The sequence below is a fragment of the Lactobacillus sp. ESL0261 genome (assembly GCF_003693025.1).
GTDB lineage: Bacteria > Bacillota > Bacilli > Lactobacillales > Lactobacillaceae > Lactobacillus > Lactobacillus kullabergensis.
The window spans coordinates 148,407-162,862 of record NZ_REHN01000005.1; the positions used below are offsets into that span (position 1 = coordinate 148,407).

The 14,456-nt window shown below is 36.8% G+C and carries 13 protein-coding genes; 12 read left to right on the forward strand and 1 reads right to left on the reverse strand.

Going from position 1 to position 14,456, the window contains the following annotated elements; translation table 11 throughout:
- The first annotated feature begins 4 nt into the window (after positions 1-4).
- Positions 5-1,801, forward strand: coding sequence for an FAD-binding protein (locus F5ESL0261_RS03280; protein WP_122052145.1), 1,797 nt, complete (start codon positions 5-7; stop codon positions 1,799-1,801).
- A gap of 167 nt (positions 1,802-1,968) precedes the next feature.
- A complete protein-coding gene (locus F5ESL0261_RS03285) occupies positions 1,969-3,123 on the forward strand; it encodes a glycosyltransferase family 4 protein (protein ID WP_122052146.1) in 1,155 nt (384 codons plus the stop codon).
- Positions 3,124-3,240: 117 nt separating this feature from the next.
- Here F5ESL0261_RS03285 and F5ESL0261_RS03290 read toward each other — a convergent pair whose 3' ends face one another.
- Positions 3,241-3,903 (reverse strand): YigZ family protein, encoded by a 663-nt coding sequence (locus F5ESL0261_RS03290; protein ID WP_122052147.1) that lies wholly within the window; start codon positions 3,901-3,903, stop codon positions 3,241-3,243.
- Positions 3,904-3,944: 41 nt separating this feature from the next.
- Between F5ESL0261_RS03290 and F5ESL0261_RS03295 the strand changes: the two genes are divergently transcribed.
- From F5ESL0261_RS03295 to trxB, 10 genes are all read left to right on the forward strand, one after another.
- The gene (locus F5ESL0261_RS03295; protein ID WP_122052148.1) at positions 3,945-5,228 is read left to right on the forward strand and encodes a helicase-related protein; all 1,284 of its coding nucleotides are present in this window, start codon (positions 3,945-3,947) and stop codon (positions 5,226-5,228) included.
- A complete protein-coding gene (locus F5ESL0261_RS03300; RefSeq protein WP_122052149.1) occupies positions 5,225-5,914 on the forward strand; it encodes a ComF family protein in 690 nt (229 codons plus the stop codon). Before F5ESL0261_RS03295 ends, F5ESL0261_RS03300 begins: the two co-directional genes overlap by 4 nt.
- Before the next feature lie 93 nt (positions 5,915-6,007).
- Positions 6,008-6,556: a ribosome hibernation-promoting factor, HPF/YfiA family gene (hpf, locus tag F5ESL0261_RS03305; protein ID WP_034977454.1), complete on the forward strand. Its 549-nt coding sequence runs from the start codon at positions 6,008-6,010 to the stop codon at positions 6,554-6,556.
- Positions 6,557-6,686: 130 nt separating this feature from the next.
- Positions 6,687-9,086: a preprotein translocase subunit SecA gene (gene secA, locus F5ESL0261_RS03310; protein WP_122052150.1), complete on the forward strand. Its 2,400-nt coding sequence runs from the start codon at positions 6,687-6,689 to the stop codon at positions 9,084-9,086.
- Between the two features lie 79 nt (positions 9,087-9,165).
- Positions 9,166-10,282, forward strand: a protein-coding gene (gene prfB / locus F5ESL0261_RS03315) for a peptide chain release factor 2 (RefSeq protein WP_122052151.1) whose coding sequence is annotated in 2 segments (ribosomal slippage) — positions 9,166-9,237 and positions 9,239-10,282 — 1,116 coding nt in all. Because the reading frame shifts where the segments join, the coding sequence is not laid out codon by codon here.
- Between the two features lie 8 nt (positions 10,283-10,290).
- Positions 10,291-10,566 carry a hypothetical protein gene (locus F5ESL0261_RS03320; RefSeq protein WP_045927794.1) on the forward strand — a complete coding sequence of 92 codons (276 nt, stop codon included), beginning with the start codon at positions 10,291-10,293 and terminating at the stop codon, positions 10,564-10,566.
- Between the two features lie 17 nt (positions 10,567-10,583).
- Positions 10,584-11,546 carry an HPr(Ser) kinase/phosphatase gene (hprK, locus tag F5ESL0261_RS03325; protein WP_122052152.1) on the forward strand — a complete coding sequence of 321 codons (963 nt, stop codon included), beginning with the start codon at positions 10,584-10,586 and terminating at the stop codon, positions 11,544-11,546.
- Entirely contained in the window at positions 11,543-12,379 is an 837-nt protein-coding gene (lgt, locus tag F5ESL0261_RS03330; protein ID WP_122052153.1) for a prolipoprotein diacylglyceryl transferase, read from the forward strand. The genes hprK and lgt overlap by 4 nt, the downstream gene beginning before the upstream one ends.
- A 30-nt stretch (positions 12,380-12,409) precedes the next feature.
- A complete protein-coding gene (locus F5ESL0261_RS03335; protein ID WP_034977470.1) occupies positions 12,410-13,429 on the forward strand; it encodes an NAD(P)H-dependent glycerol-3-phosphate dehydrogenase in 1,020 nt (339 codons plus the stop codon).
- A 57-nt stretch (positions 13,430-13,486) separates the two neighbouring features.
- Complete coding sequence (trxB, locus tag F5ESL0261_RS03340; RefSeq protein ID WP_122052154.1) at positions 13,487-14,422, forward strand: thioredoxin-disulfide reductase; 936 nt, start codon at positions 13,487-13,489, stop codon at positions 14,420-14,422.
- The last annotated feature ends 34 nt before the right edge of the window (positions 14,423-14,456 follow it).

Here is a 14,456-nt window from a genome sequence, read left to right on the forward strand (position 1 = left end):
AGAAATGGCAAATTTAAAAGATGGCATTTATCAGGGACAAGGTTCTGGTAACCGCGGTGAAGTTAAGGTTTCGGTAACCGTTAAAGACAATAAAATTACGAATGTAACAATTGATCAACAGGATGAAACTTCTGGTATAAGCACTGTTGCTTTAAAAAAGGCACCAAAACTAATTGTTGAGCATCAGTCATATAACATTGATGTAGTTACTGGAGCAACTATTAGTTTTCAAGCTGTCCAAAAAGCAGTCAGAGATGCAGTTTCAAAGGCTGGCGATCCTAGTGGTCTTGATAAAAAAGTTGATTTGAGAAATACTGAGAAAAAGGATAATGGCAAAGACTATCGCAACATAAATCCAGATAATTTAGAATTTGAAGATCAAACAGATATTTTGGTAATCGGAGCGGGAGCTGCTGGTCTTTCAGCTTCTATTGCTGCAAGGCAAAAAGGTGCCTCAGTAATTTGTTTAGAATATACTTCAAGTTATATGTTGTCAGATATGACTTTATCTGGTGGTTATTACAACGCTGGTGGGGGCACTAGTTTGCAAAAATCTCAGGGAATAAAAGATACCAAGGAAAACTGGAATAATTATTTAAAAGCAGTTGGTCAAGGCTATGAAGATGCGGGCATGAGAGAAACAATCGTTGAACATGGCGCAGAAGATTATGAATGGCTGGCTGGTGAAGTTGGTGTCAATTTTCAAGAAGTCCAGGAAATTGGCAATGAAGAAGCAATGAAAGACTATGCTATTCCGGCAGCCAGATCGCATTTGACCATCGAAAAAAGTGGCTATGGTCTGTCAAAGCCGCTTTACAATAAGGCAAAAGCAGTTGGAACAAAATTTATTTTTAATATTACAGCTGAGAACTTAATAACTGACGAGAATAATAATGTAGTTGGTGTACATACTAATAAGGGTAACTACAAAGCCCAAAGTGTTATTATTGCTACGGCAGGCTTTTCTCGTAATAAAGAAATGCTTAAGAGTTTTGCGCCTGATTTTGCTGTTGGAGAATCGTATGGTTCAATCAGACAAATGGGTGATGGTATCACTATGGGTGCTGAAATTGGCGCTAAGTTAAAAGATATGTGGATGCCAATAGCAAACTCAATTGGCACTCAATCCGGCGATAATGTATGTATCGGTCCTCTGTGTACTGCCTGGACAAAGCCTTACATTTGGGTAGGCACAGATGCTAAAAGACACTTTAGGGAAGATATGTATTTTGAATATGCCTCTAAGAAAATCGCAAGTCTTGATCAAGGCTACGTTTGGTTAATTTTTGATGAAGGCATGGCAAATGAAATGCCAGCTGCTTTTTCAGCACCAGCTCCGTCACCACATTTAAAACGTGAGGTAGAAGATGGCTACTTTAAGAAAGCTGATACGATACAAGAATTAGCCCAGCAGATTAACCTAAATCCAGAGGTATTAGAGCAAACAATTAAAAAGTGGAATAATGATGTCACTAAAGGTGAAGACACAGAATTTGGTCGTCAAAAAGATTTAACAGCTTTTAAAGCGCCATTTTATGCTGCTAAACTGGCTCCATCAACACCAGACATGGCAGGTGGACTAGCTATTAACACCAAAGCAGAAGTTCTGGACAATTTTGATCACAAGATAAACAATCTTTATGCTGCAGGAAGTACTACAGGTGGCTGGCGCGGAATGACTTATCCTGGTTGCGGAATGGGCATTACTAATGCTGTTGTTTTTGGAAAAATAGCTGGAGAAAGTGCGGCAACTAATGTCAAAATAGAGGCTGATACGAGTTCAGCTGCCTCTCAAAGTTAGTTTTTATATTTTACAGATTAATCAGAACTGGATTCATTTGAACCCAGTTCTTTTTAATTATAAATAACAGTTTTTTGTTAAAAAATACTTGTATTCAATTAACCTAATTTGTGCATTTTTATTCCACCTTGTATAATTAAGACAACTATAAATGAAAGTAGCCGACTATGTTTAAAATTATTGTTGAATTATTCTTTTTAGTGATTATACAAGCTGCGATCACGCCTTTTATTAGGAGATTGGCTTTTGTATTAGGTGCAGTCGACATTCCAAATAAAAGAAGGGTAAATAAAAAACCAATGCCAACGTTGGGTGGATTGGGTATTTTTGTGACCTTTAATATTGGCGCTTTTGTTTTATTGCGTGAGCAATTTCCAACACATGAGGCTTTTAGCATACTTTTAGGCTCTAGTGTAATTGTCTTGACTGGCATAATCGATGATATTATGGAGCTGAAGCCAAGACAAAAAATGCTGGGTATTTTTATCGGTGCTCTAGTAATTTATTTTCTTGCCGGTATTAAAATGAATGTTCTCAATCTGCCATTTTTGAACAAACAAATAAATTTGGGATGGTGGAGTCTGCCAATTACTATTTTTTGGATCTTAGCTTTAACTAATGCTGTTGACTTAATTGATGGTCTTGATGGCCTGGCCGATGGGGTTTCGATGATTTCACTTATTACCATGGGGATCGTTGGTTATTTCTTTCTGCATACCGGTCAACTATACATACCTATTGGTTGTTTTATGCTTGCTGCATGTCTATTGGGATTTTTGCCTTATAACTTTCATCCCGCAAAAATATTTTTGGGTGATACAGGGGCGTTATACATTGGCTTTATGATTGCGGTATTTTCACTTAAAGGTTTAAAAAATGTGACTTTTATTTCTCTGTTAGTGCCAGTCACTATTTTAGGCGTTCCAATTACAGATACGATTTATGCCATGATTCGGCGCAAATTAAATAACCGTCCCGTTTCGCAAGCCGATAAGCACCATTTGCATCATCAACTAATGAAAATGGGTTTAACCCATAGACAAACCGTTTTAACTATTTATGCTTTATCACTTATTTTTTCATTCATTTCCCTCTTGTTTTTATTGTCACCAATGTGGGGGATGTGGGTTTTAATTGCTGGTCTGGCAGCTGCATTAGAGTTTTTTGTGGAATCCATTGGACTTTTAGGAGAAAAATATAAACCGCTGATGAATTTGACCCAAAAGCTGATTAATTCTCGGAGTAAAAAAGATCCTACTGTGGAAGTTTGGCATCTTGGGCAAGACAAGCCTGAGCAATTAAGAAAGAAAAAGAAAGATTAAGCTTGGAAGATACTAGTTTTAAGGTCAATTTGACTACTGCTAAAATTAACAAGAAAAAAGAAGACAAATTCCTTAAATGTGGATTGTCTTCTTTTGTATAGTTATTGAATTATGCTTTTATTGATCATGATAATTGTGCTGAGTAACGGGAACCTCATTATATCTTTTAGGCAGAAAAATAAACTGTATTTTGCCGGACAAAATATTAGTGAGGTCATTCTCTAATTCCTCTAATTTGCCTTCATCAATGTAAATTGAAATTGTCACGCTGACGCCATAGTCAATATTGGCAATAAAAATTTTTTCTTGTTTAAGATAATGCTGGACCTCATCGAATTTATTATAATCGACTTCGAATTTAACACCTTGTTGCTGAACGCGTTTAACTACACCCAAGGCTTCGGCTGCCTTAGTCACACTATTAGAATATGCACGGATCAATCCTCCAGCTCCCAGTTTTATTCCGCCAAAATAGCGTGTAACTACTGCAGTGACATTTTTAAGCTTCATTAACTGCAAGGCTTTTAATTCTGGTACTCCCGCAGTACCAGAAGGTTCACCGTTGTCGCTGGCTTTAACATGCTCATCGTTTAAACCAATGGTGTAAGCAAACGTATTATGAGTGGCATCACGGTATTTGCTAGAAACAGTGGCAATTGCCTTTTCAGCTTCTTCAATAGTTGAGGTCCGTATTAAAGTTGTAATAAAGCGACTTTTTTTAATCGTTAATTCGTGATTGCCATTTTCTTTAATGGTCAAATAATTTTCTTTTTCATTCAAAAAAATCAACCCTTCTTGCGTATTTATCATTGGAGGACAAAATGGAAAGTATTTCAAATCTTGCAGGCCGCCAATGGCTTAGTAGTCAAATGGATTTTAGCACAAAGGATGGTTTAACCAAAGTCGAGGCAATTAAAAATGGTCGTTGCTTGCGCTGCAATGCCAATGTTTATGCCCAATTGCCAAGTGGTAAAAAATATTGCAGAGCTTGCATTGGTCTGGGAAGAATTGTGGAAGGCGATTATTTAATTCGCAATAAACAAAAAATAAATTTTTCGATAAAAGCAAATGGTGGATTAACGTGGAAGGGTGAACTAACCTTACTACAGGCTAAAATTGCACGTAAGTTAGTTGAAAATTATGTTGATGGTCGCGATTCACTAGTTCATGCTGTAACCGGTGCAGGTAAAACAGAAATGTTATTTCCTTTAATAGCACATTGTTTGGCAGAAGGAAAAAGATGTTGTATAGCCACGCCAAGAATTGATGTGGTAAACGAATTATATCCGCGTTTTCAAAAAGCTTTTAGTGAAATTAAGATCGGTAAATATCATGGGCGTGAGTATCAAGAGCCGGGACTGGAGCAATTAACTATTTGTACAACACACCAATTATTAAAATTTTTTCATGCTTTTGATTTACTTGTGATTGATGAAGCTGATTCTTTTCCCTATGTCCATAATTCAGAATTACATTTTGCAGCAACGAATGCGGTTAATGATGGCGGTCAACGCGTTTACTTAACAGCAACGCCTACTAAAGATTTATTGGTATCTGTAGAAAAAGGTAAATTGCGCAAACTAAAGTTGAAAAGAAGGTTCCATGGAAATCTTTTACCTGTACCAAAAGAAAAATTGTTTCTCCGTCCCTTTCTGAGCCAAAACAAAATTAATGTCAGACTCATTAAAGAAATTGTGAAAGTTATAGAAGCAGGCCACCCATTACTGCTTTTTGTACCTCGGATTGACCAAATAAATATTTATATAGATGCCTTGAAAAAAGAGCCGAAATTTAGTCAGATTAGGATTTCTGGAGTTTATGCAAATGATACTAATAGAATTGAAAAGGTTGAAAAGTTTCGGGCGGGAAAAATTCAGCTGTTAGTGACAACTACAATATTAGAACGAGGCGTTACTTTTAACCATGTCTGGGTAATTGTTGTTCAAGCGGATGATAAAATTTATTCTGCATCGAGCCTAGTACAAATAGCTGGCAGAGTGGGTCGAGCTAAAACTGATCCCAGTGGTTTAATATTATTTTGTTATCATAAATACACTAAAAGTATTCGTGATGCGATGAAACAAATTCGTGAGATGAACAAATGAAAAAATGCATACTGTGTGGTCAGCTTTTTGTTGCTAAAGTGTCATTTATCCAATTATTTTCTTGGCACAAACAGGAAACCAAATGTATTTGCTCTAATTGTCAAAGTAAATATATGCGCATCCCTGACAAACATTGTCCAAATTGTTTTGGTAAGTTGAGCCAAAATAAATTTTGTTTAGATTGTATTAATTGGCAGAAAATCTATGGAAAAAAATTACTAAAAAATCATTCCTTATATTTATATAATGAAGCTTTTCATGATTTAATGGTTAATTATAAGAGGTATGGTGATTATGCTTTGCACAAAGTATTAGAGGAATTATGTCGGGAAGATTTAACTAAACGTCAAGCAGACCTCTATGTTCCTGTGCCCACTTCTCCAGAGCATCTTGAACAAAGACAGTTTGATACTATCAGTTCAATTTATAGTAATCTGGTTTCATTAACCTGTGTATTGAGTAAAAAACCAGGGCTAAGTGCACAAGGAGAAAAAAATCGCGCTGAAAGATTAAGAAGTGAGCAAAGTTTTTTTGTTAAGAAAAACTTTACGATTAATTTGAAGAAATACAAGATACTTTTATTAGATGATATATATACTACGGGCAGAACGCTTTATCATGCACGGGATGCGTTGGCAGAAGTTTTTCCTAATGCAAAAATTAGTAGTTTTACCTTATGCAGATAAAACTAAATTGTTCAGCGCTTTCATGTTTTGCTATAATTTTGCTATAATATAGGTAACATAAGACTGCATAAGCAGTTGAAAGGAGAATCTCATATGTTAAAGTATAATGTCCGTGGTGAAAATATTGAGGTAACTGATGCTTTAAGAAGTTACGTAGAAAAACGCCTAAAAAAATTAGAGAAGTATTTTGATTTGAATCAAGATATGATTGCACATGTAAATTTAAAGGTGTATCGTGATCACAAGGCTAAAGTCGAGGTAACTATACCACTGCCATACTTAGTATTGAGAGCTGAAGAAACAACTGACGATATGTACCGCAGTATTGATTTTGTTTCAGAGAAACTTGAAAGACAAATTAGAAAGTATAAGACTCGAGTGAATCGTAAGAGTCGTGAAAAAGGATTTAACGACTTCTTCGTTGAAAGTGCAGAAGAGGATTCTAAAGATAAAGAGGTCAATGAGTTTTCTATTGTGCGCAATAAGCAAATAGGTCTGAAACCGATGAGTCCTGAAGAAGCCATTTTGCAAATGAATATGCTTGAACATGATTTCTTTGTTTTCCAAGATGGTGAAACTAACGGTACAAGTGTTGTCTATCGCAGAAATGATGGCCGTTATGGTTTGATTGAAACAAAATAAAAATAGTATTATCAAGCAAGGGCCCCACATTTAGTGTGAGGTCTTTGTTTTGTTTATTTTTCATTTAGCGTCAATCATGGTAAAATTATTATGTGTTTTTATACTTTAACTACATATAAGGATCGATTAAATGGTAAACATTTTAAAGAAACTATACAATAATGATAAAAGAGAACTGAAAAAGTTTGAAAAAATTGCTAGTAAAGTTGAAAGTCATGCAGAAGAGTATGGCCAACTTTCTGATGAAGAATTGCAGGCAAAAACGCCTGAATTTCGTGATCGGCTAAAAAATGGTGAAAGTTTGGATTCACTTTTACCAGAAGCTTTTGCAGTTGCTCGTGAAGGTGCCAAAAGAGTTTTAGGACTCTATCCATTTCATGTGCAGGTTCTGGGTGGAATTGCGCTGCATTATGGTAACATCGCTGAAATGATGACAGGTGAAGGTAAGACTTTGACTGCAACCATGCCAGTATATTTGAACGCACTAACAGGAAAAGGTGTTCATGTTGTTACTGTCAACGAATACTTATCTAGTCGTGACGCAGAAGAAATGGGTCAGCTATATAAATGGTTAGGCTTAACTGTTGGTCTTAATCTTAATGCAATGTCGCCAGATGAAAAACGGGAAGCTTATAGTTGTGATGTAACTTATTCAACTAACTCTGAACTTGGTTTTGACTATTTACGTGATAACATGGTTGTTTACAAGGAACAAATGGTTCAACGCGAGCTTAACTATGCTATTATCGATGAGGTCGACTCAATTTTAATTGATGAAGCTAGAACGCCATTGATTATTTCGGGTGAAGCCGAACAAGCTAATGGTGACTATATTCGTGCAGACCGTTTTGTCAAAACCCTTAAAGAGGATAAGAGTGATGATGATGCAGACGATGACAAAGACTATGGTGATTATAAGATTGACTGGCCTACTAAAACTATTTCGTTAACCAGAACAGGTATCCAAAAGGCTTGTGATCATTTTGGACTTAAAAATTTATACGATGTTGAGAATCAAAAACTAGTACACCATATTGATCAGGCTCTGAGAGCAAATTACATTATGCTTAAAGATATTGATTACGTTGTTCAAGATGGTGAAGTCTTAATTGTGGACTCGTTCACTGGTCGTGTTATGCAGGGACGGCGCTATTCTGATGGTTTGCACCAAGCTATTGAGGCAAAAGAAGGCGTTAAGATTCAAGAAGAGTCCAAGACTCAGGCTACAATTACCTACCAGAACTTCTTTAGAATGTATAAAAAACTTGCTGGGATGACTGGTACAGCTAAAACGGAAGAAGAAGAGTTTCGTGAAATTTACAATATGCAGGTTATTACGATTCCAACTAACCGCCCGTTAATTAGAAAGGATAATCCTGATATTCTTTACCCAACTTTGTCATCTAAGTTTGCGGCTGTTGTCAATGAAATAAAAGACCGTCATTCTAAAGGTCAACCAGTTTTGGTCGGTACTGTTGCGGTTGAAAGTTCTGAAAGACTAAGTAAACTGCTTGACCAAGAAGGAATACCGCATGCAGTTCTGAATGCTAAAAACCATGCTAAAGAAGCTCAGATCATTATGAATGCTGGTCAACGCGGTGCCGTAACTATTGCTACTAACATGGCTGGTCGTGGTACTGACATTAAATTAGGGCCCGGTGTCAAAGAATTAGGTGGACTGTCTGTTATTGGTACCGAGCGTCATGAATCTCGTAGAATTGATAATCAGCTCCGTGGACGTTCTGGTCGTCAGGGTGACCCTGGTGTTACACGTTTTTATCTTTCACTTGAAGATGATTTGATGAAGCGTTTTGGTGGTGACAGGGTAAAAGATTTTCTTGATCGTTTATCAGATAATGACGATGATAAAGTGATTGAGAGTCGTCTGATCACCAGGCAAGTTGAGTCAGCTCAAAAACGGGTTGAAGGTAATAACTACGATACTCGTAAGCAAACTCTGCAATATGATGATGTTATGCGTATTCAACGTGAAATTATTTACGGTGAAAGGATGCAAGTTATCGGCGAAGAAGATTCTCTTAAGGATGTTTTAATTCCGATGATTCGTCGTACTATTAACAGTCAAGTAGATATGTTTACGCAAGGTGATCGCAGCAAGTGGCGCCTTGATTCTTTGCGGGACTTTATTTCTTCCAGTTTAACCAATGAAGAAGAGACAGATGCAATTGACTTCAAAACAATTACAGTATCTGACTTAAAGCAAAAACTATATGATCTTGTTGAAGCTAATTACGAAGAAAAAGAAGAAATTTTAGCTGATCCTTCAGAAATGCTTGAATTTGAAAAAGTAGTTATATTGCGAGTAGTTGATGACCGCTGGACTGATCATATAGATGCAATGGATCAATTACGGCAATCAATTAGTTTGCGTGGTTACGGTCAACTTAATCCGTTGGTTGAATACCAGGATTCTGGTTACAACATGTTTGAAGAAATGGTTTCAAATATTGAATTTGACGTAACTCGTTTATTTATGAAAGCTGAAATTAGACAAAATCTTAGTCGTTAACAGTTAAGATTGAAGAGAAAGCAGCTGCTTTCTCTTTTTTACTGAAATTTTATTAAGAATAAAGGTGTTATGCTTAAAAATGGAAATAAGTGAAATTCAAAATGAATTAGATAGTTTAAAAAAGCGGTTAGACCACTTTAGGGGGTCTCTTTGACTTAGATTCAATTACTGAAAATATTATTGTTAATGAAAACAAGATGCAAGATCCCTCTTTTTGGGATGATCAAGAAAAAGCCCAAAGCTTGATCAGTGAAACAAATTTGTTAAAAGAGAAACGCGATTCTTTTGATAAATTAAAGTCTGATTATGAAAATGAAATAACTGCAGTAGAGTTGCTGAGAGAAGAGTCAGATAATGATTTACAAAAAGAAGTTGAAGCAGATTTACAACAGTTGCAGACTGAATTTCATGATTACGAATTAGATTTGCTCTTATCTGGTAAATACGATAGTCATAATGCACTTATTGAAATTCACCCTGGTGCTGGTGGTACTGAGGCTATGGACTGGGGGCAAATGCTTCTTAGAATGTATCAGCGTTATGCTGATATTAGGAATTTCAAGTTTGAAATTAATAATTATGAACCTGGAGAAGAAGCTGGTCTTAAAAGTGTCAGTGCAAAAATTACTGGCAAAAATGCCTATGGTCTAATGAAGTCGGAAAATGGGGTTCACCGGTTAGTTAGAATCTCACCATTTGATTCAGCTAAAAGAAGACATACGTCTTTTGCGTCTGTTGAGGTTATTCCGGAAATTGATGACAGTATTAAAGTTGATATTAATCCTAAAGACCTTCGTATTGATGTCTACCGTTCAAGTGGTGCAGGGGGACAACATATTAATAAAACTTCAAGTGCCGTTAGAATCACTCACTTGCCCACAGGAATTGTAACAACATCTCAGGCACAGCGATCCCAGCTGCAAAATAGGGAAACCGCGATGAATGAATTGCGAGCAAAATTGTTTCATTTAGAAGAAGAAAAGAAACGTAAACACAAACAGGAACTTAAAGGTGACCAAAAAGAAATTGGCTGGGGTTCTCAAATTCGGTCTTATGTTTTTCATCCTTATAATTTGGTTAAAGATTTGCGTACAAGCTATGAAACTTCTGATACAAATGGTGTAATGAATGGTAAGCTGCAACCATTTGTTTATGCATATTTGCAGTGGCTTTTAAGTCAGGAAAATCCAGAGTAGGTGATTAGATGAGTTTTTGGGGAATTATTGGTTTAGTTTTACTTGCAGTAGTCATTTTGAGTATTATTTACGCCATGTTTCATGTCTTTATTTTGTTATTGCCCGCAGCCCTAGTAATAATTGGCATTATATGGTTGATTAACCATTTTACTAAAAATGATGAAAATAAGAGCGGACACTCAGGGTCTAGTTCCTATAACTGGGACAACTGGAGCCAAAATAATGAAGCCAGACCAAAACGTAAAAAAGTACGTGATGCTAAAACTAAAGATGTCGACAAGTAAAAAGGGGCAATTTAAAAATGACAAATGCGGTCAAATTAAAGAATTTAATTCGTGATAATAAAATTGTCCACGTTGTGCACGGAAAACAATATATTAACGATAAAGAAATTATAGTATCCGATATTTACAGACCAGGGTTGGAATTGACAGGATACTTTGATTTTTATCCGCGCCAGCGTATTCAGTTATTGGGTAGAACAGAAATTTCTTATGCTGCCAGGTTAGATCACGATAGCTTGGTCGATGTTTTTACTAAGCTTTGTACACCTGATACGCCGTGCTTTTTTGTGTCACGTTCTCTGCGTGTACCGCCTGAATTAGTTAAAGCTGCTGATGATGCACAAATTCCAATCCTTTCTTCACCTGAATCAACCACTTATGTTTCTAGTATATTAACGGAATATTTGCGAGAACGTCTGGCCGTTCGCGATACTATTCATGGTGTTCTGATTGAAGTCAAGGGCATGGGTGTCCTTTTGACTGGTGATTCTGGTGTTGGGAAATCTGAAACTGCCTTGGGTTTGATTCATCGTGGTCATCGTTTAATTGCCGATGATCGGGTTGATGTCTATCAAAAAGATGTGGAAACGGTGATGGGCGAAGCTCCGGAAATATTAAAACACCTAATGGAAATTCGTGGTATTGGTATCATTGATGTCATGGATTTGTTTGGTGTTGGTGCCGTCAAAAGCCGTGAAAGTATTCAACTAGTAATCAAGCTTGTTAATTGGGATAATAAGGCAAATTACGATCGTTTAGGCTTTGAAGAGAGCAAACGTGATATTTGCAATGTTGAAGTGCCACAAATTACTATTCCAGTTAAAGTAGGCCGCAACATGGAAGACATTATTGAAATTGCCACAATGAATTTCCGTGCCAAGAGAAGTGGTTATAACGCTACAAGAACTTTTGATAATAACTTAACGAAGTTAATTAAGAAAAACTCTAAAGAAGATTCAGCAAAGGATAAGAATAAATGACATTGACCATTAGTCCAGTAGCATTTAAATTAGGAAACCTAAGTGTCAAATGGTATGGCGTCATCATGGCAGTGGCAATTATTTTAGCCGTATCAATGGCAATTGTTGAGGGACGCAAACGGCAAATTGAAAGTGACGACTTCATGGATTTGCTGTTATGGGCTGTTCCGATTGGATATGTTGGCGCACGAATTTATTATGTTATCTTTGAGTGGAATTATTATTCCCAGCATCTCGATCAAATAATTGCTATTTGGAATGGTGGCATCGCTATCTATGGCGGCTTGCTAGCAGGCTTGGCAGTTCTTTTGGTATTTTGTTATAAAAGAATGCTACCCCCATTTTTGATGTTGGATATTATTACCCCAGGTGTAATGGCGGCTCAGATATTGGGACGCTGGGGTAATTTTATTAACCAGGAAGCCCATGGTGAACCAACAACATTAGCATTTTTACAAAGCTTACATTTGCCTAATTTTATCATCAGCCAAATGAAAATCGGTGGAATCTACTACCAACCTACTTTCTTGTACGAATCTTTTTTTAATTTAATTGGTTTGTTAATAATATTGTTTTTGAGACATAAAAAGCATTTATTCAAACAGGGTGAAATATTTATGCTTTATTTGGCATGGTACTCTGTGGTGCGTTTTTTTGTGGAAGGGATGCGGACTGACAGCCTTTATTTAATGGGTTCGATACGCGTTTCACAAATGCTTAGTTTAATACTATTTGCTGTGGTCGTAGGATTATTTATTTATCGCAGAAAAGTAGTTAAACCGAAATGGTATCTTGACGGCAGCGGCTTGAAGTATCCTTATAGTCGAGACTAATAAATTGTTTTAAGTGAAAGAGAGTTAGAAATGACAAAAATTGCAGTTTTAGGAGCAGGTTCATGGGGCACGGTTCTGGGATCGATGCTTGCTGATAAAGGCTATGAAATCGTATTGTACGGTAATAACGCAAAAGTTAATGATGAAGTTAATCAACACCATACTAATGAACATTACATGAAGAATTGGCAGGTAAATCAGACGGTTACTGCAACGGGTGATTTAAATCAAGCACTAAAGGATGCAGAAATCGTTTTATTTGTTCTGCCTACTCAGGCTATTCGCAGTGTTGCTCAAAATGTAAGCAAGGTGTTACAAAAGACTAATGCTAAGCCACTTATTGTGACAGCGACTAAGGGTATTGAGCCGGGATCTAAAAAATTGATTTCTGAAATATTGACAGAAGAAATCTATCCAGATGATGAGGACAAAATTGTAGCAATCTCAGGACCGAGTCATGCAGAAAGCGTTGCTCAAAAAGATTTAACTGCAATTTCATGTGCCTCAACAAGCAGGGAAAATGCGCAAAAAGTCCAGCAATTATTCTCAAATGATTATTTCCGCTTATATACTAACAATGACTTAATTGGCGTTGAAGTGGCAGGAGCAGTTAAAAATGTTATTGCTATTGCAGCTGGTATTTTAGTAGGAAAACATTATGGTGATGATGCCAAAGCAGCTTTAATGACTCGTGGTTTAGCTGAAATTACGCGTTTAGGAGTTAATTATTTTGGTGCTGATCCAATGACTTTCAGTGGACTTTCCGGAATAGGTGATTTAATTGTTACCTGTACTTCAGTTAATTCGCGTAATTGGCGTTGTGGTAAGCAATTAGGAGAAGGAAAGAGTCTTGACTACATATTGCAGAATATGGGTCAAGTTGTAGAGGGTGCTACAACGGTAAAAGCTGTGCATGAATTATGTCAGGAAAAGCAAATAGATATGCCAATCAGCGAAGCAATTTACCGAGTGTTATACCAAAATTCCAATGTTGACGATGAAATTACCAAGATGATGGGTAGAAGTCCTAAACAGGAAATTAGACTTTAGCGGTCAATTCGTTGTAACATTACTTACGAAAAATAAGAAAGTACTGGGGGTAAAACTATGACGGAAAAATATGATGTGATCATTATAGGAGCAGGACCAGGTGGGTTAACTGCCGCTCTTTATGCTTCTCGGGCAAATTTATCAGTTCTAATGCTTGATCGTGGCTTGTATGGCGGGCAAATGAATAATACCGATGCGATTGATAATTATCCTGGTTTCAGTGAAATAAAAGGACCTGAACTAGGTGAAAAAATGTATAATTCAATCATGAAATTTGGTACAAAATTTGAGTATGGCGATGTTCAAACAGTAACTATAGACGGAGACCAGAAAATCGTAAAAACAGACACTGGTGAATATAGCGCTCCTGCATTAATAATCGCTACCGGAGCTGATCATCGTCATTTAGGAGTTCCGGGTGAAGAAGAATATTCCGGTAAAGGTGTTTCTTATTGTGCAGTCTGTGATGCTGCCTTTTTTAAGGACGAAGACATTGCTGTTATAGGTGGTGGTGATTCAGCTATTGAAGAAGGAATTTATTTGGCACAAAGTGCTAAATCAGTCACGGTTATCCATCGTCGTGATCAATTACGGGCTCAGCCGACTTTACAAAAACGTGCTTTCGCTAATTCCAAAATGCACTTTATTTGGAATGGTTTGACCGAATCTATTGATGGCGATGGCGAAAAGGTTACAGGAGTCACATACAAAGATAAAGAAACAGGAGAAGAAAAGCATTTGCAAACTCGAGGTGTCTTTATTTATGTTGGGGTTATTCCTCAAACCGCTCCATTTAAAGATTTGGGAATAACTGACGAGAAGGGCTGGATCCCAACTGATGAACACATGAGAACTAAAGTTGATGGCATTTTTGCCTTAGGTGATGTGCGCGCTAAAGACTTGCGTCAGATTGCTAATGCAGTTGGTGATGGCAGCATTGCTGGTCAAGAAGCTTATAATTATCTCCAAGACTTAAATGATCGTCAAATATAAAGATTAAAAAAAGAATTCATTTAAATTGAATTCT

Bases quoted from the DNA above. Each gene is read 5' to 3' on its own strand.
- F5ESL0261_RS03285 (WP_122052146.1), top strand. From the start codon at position 1,969: ATGTTTAAAATTATTGTTGAATTATTCTTTTTAGTGATTATACAAGCT.
- secA (WP_122052150.1), top strand. From the start codon at position 6,687: ATGGTAAACATTTTAAAGAAACTATACAATAATGATAAAAGAGAACTG.
- F5ESL0261_RS03280 (WP_122052145.1), top strand. From the start codon at position 5: ATGGCAAATTTAAAAGATGGCATTTATCAGGGACAAGGTTCTGGTAAC.
- F5ESL0261_RS03300 (WP_122052149.1), top strand. From the start codon at position 5,225: ATGAAAAAATGCATACTGTGTGGTCAGCTTTTTGTTGCTAAAGTGTCA.
- F5ESL0261_RS03320 (WP_045927794.1), top strand. From the start codon at position 10,291: ATGAGTTTTTGGGGAATTATTGGTTTAGTTTTACTTGCAGTAGTCATT.
- hprK (WP_122052152.1), top strand. From the start codon at position 10,584: ATGACAAATGCGGTCAAATTAAAGAATTTAATTCGTGATAATAAAATT.
- lgt (WP_122052153.1), top strand. From the start codon at position 11,543: ATGACATTGACCATTAGTCCAGTAGCATTTAAATTAGGAAACCTAAGT.
- hpf (WP_034977454.1), top strand. From the start codon at position 6,008: ATGTTAAAGTATAATGTCCGTGGTGAAAATATTGAGGTAACTGATGCT.
- F5ESL0261_RS03335 (WP_034977470.1), top strand. From the start codon at position 12,410: ATGACAAAAATTGCAGTTTTAGGAGCAGGTTCATGGGGCACGGTTCTG.
- F5ESL0261_RS03295 (WP_122052148.1), top strand. From the start codon at position 3,945: ATGGAAAGTATTTCAAATCTTGCAGGCCGCCAATGGCTTAGTAGTCAA.
- trxB (WP_122052154.1), top strand. From the start codon at position 13,487: ATGACGGAAAAATATGATGTGATCATTATAGGAGCAGGACCAGGTGGG.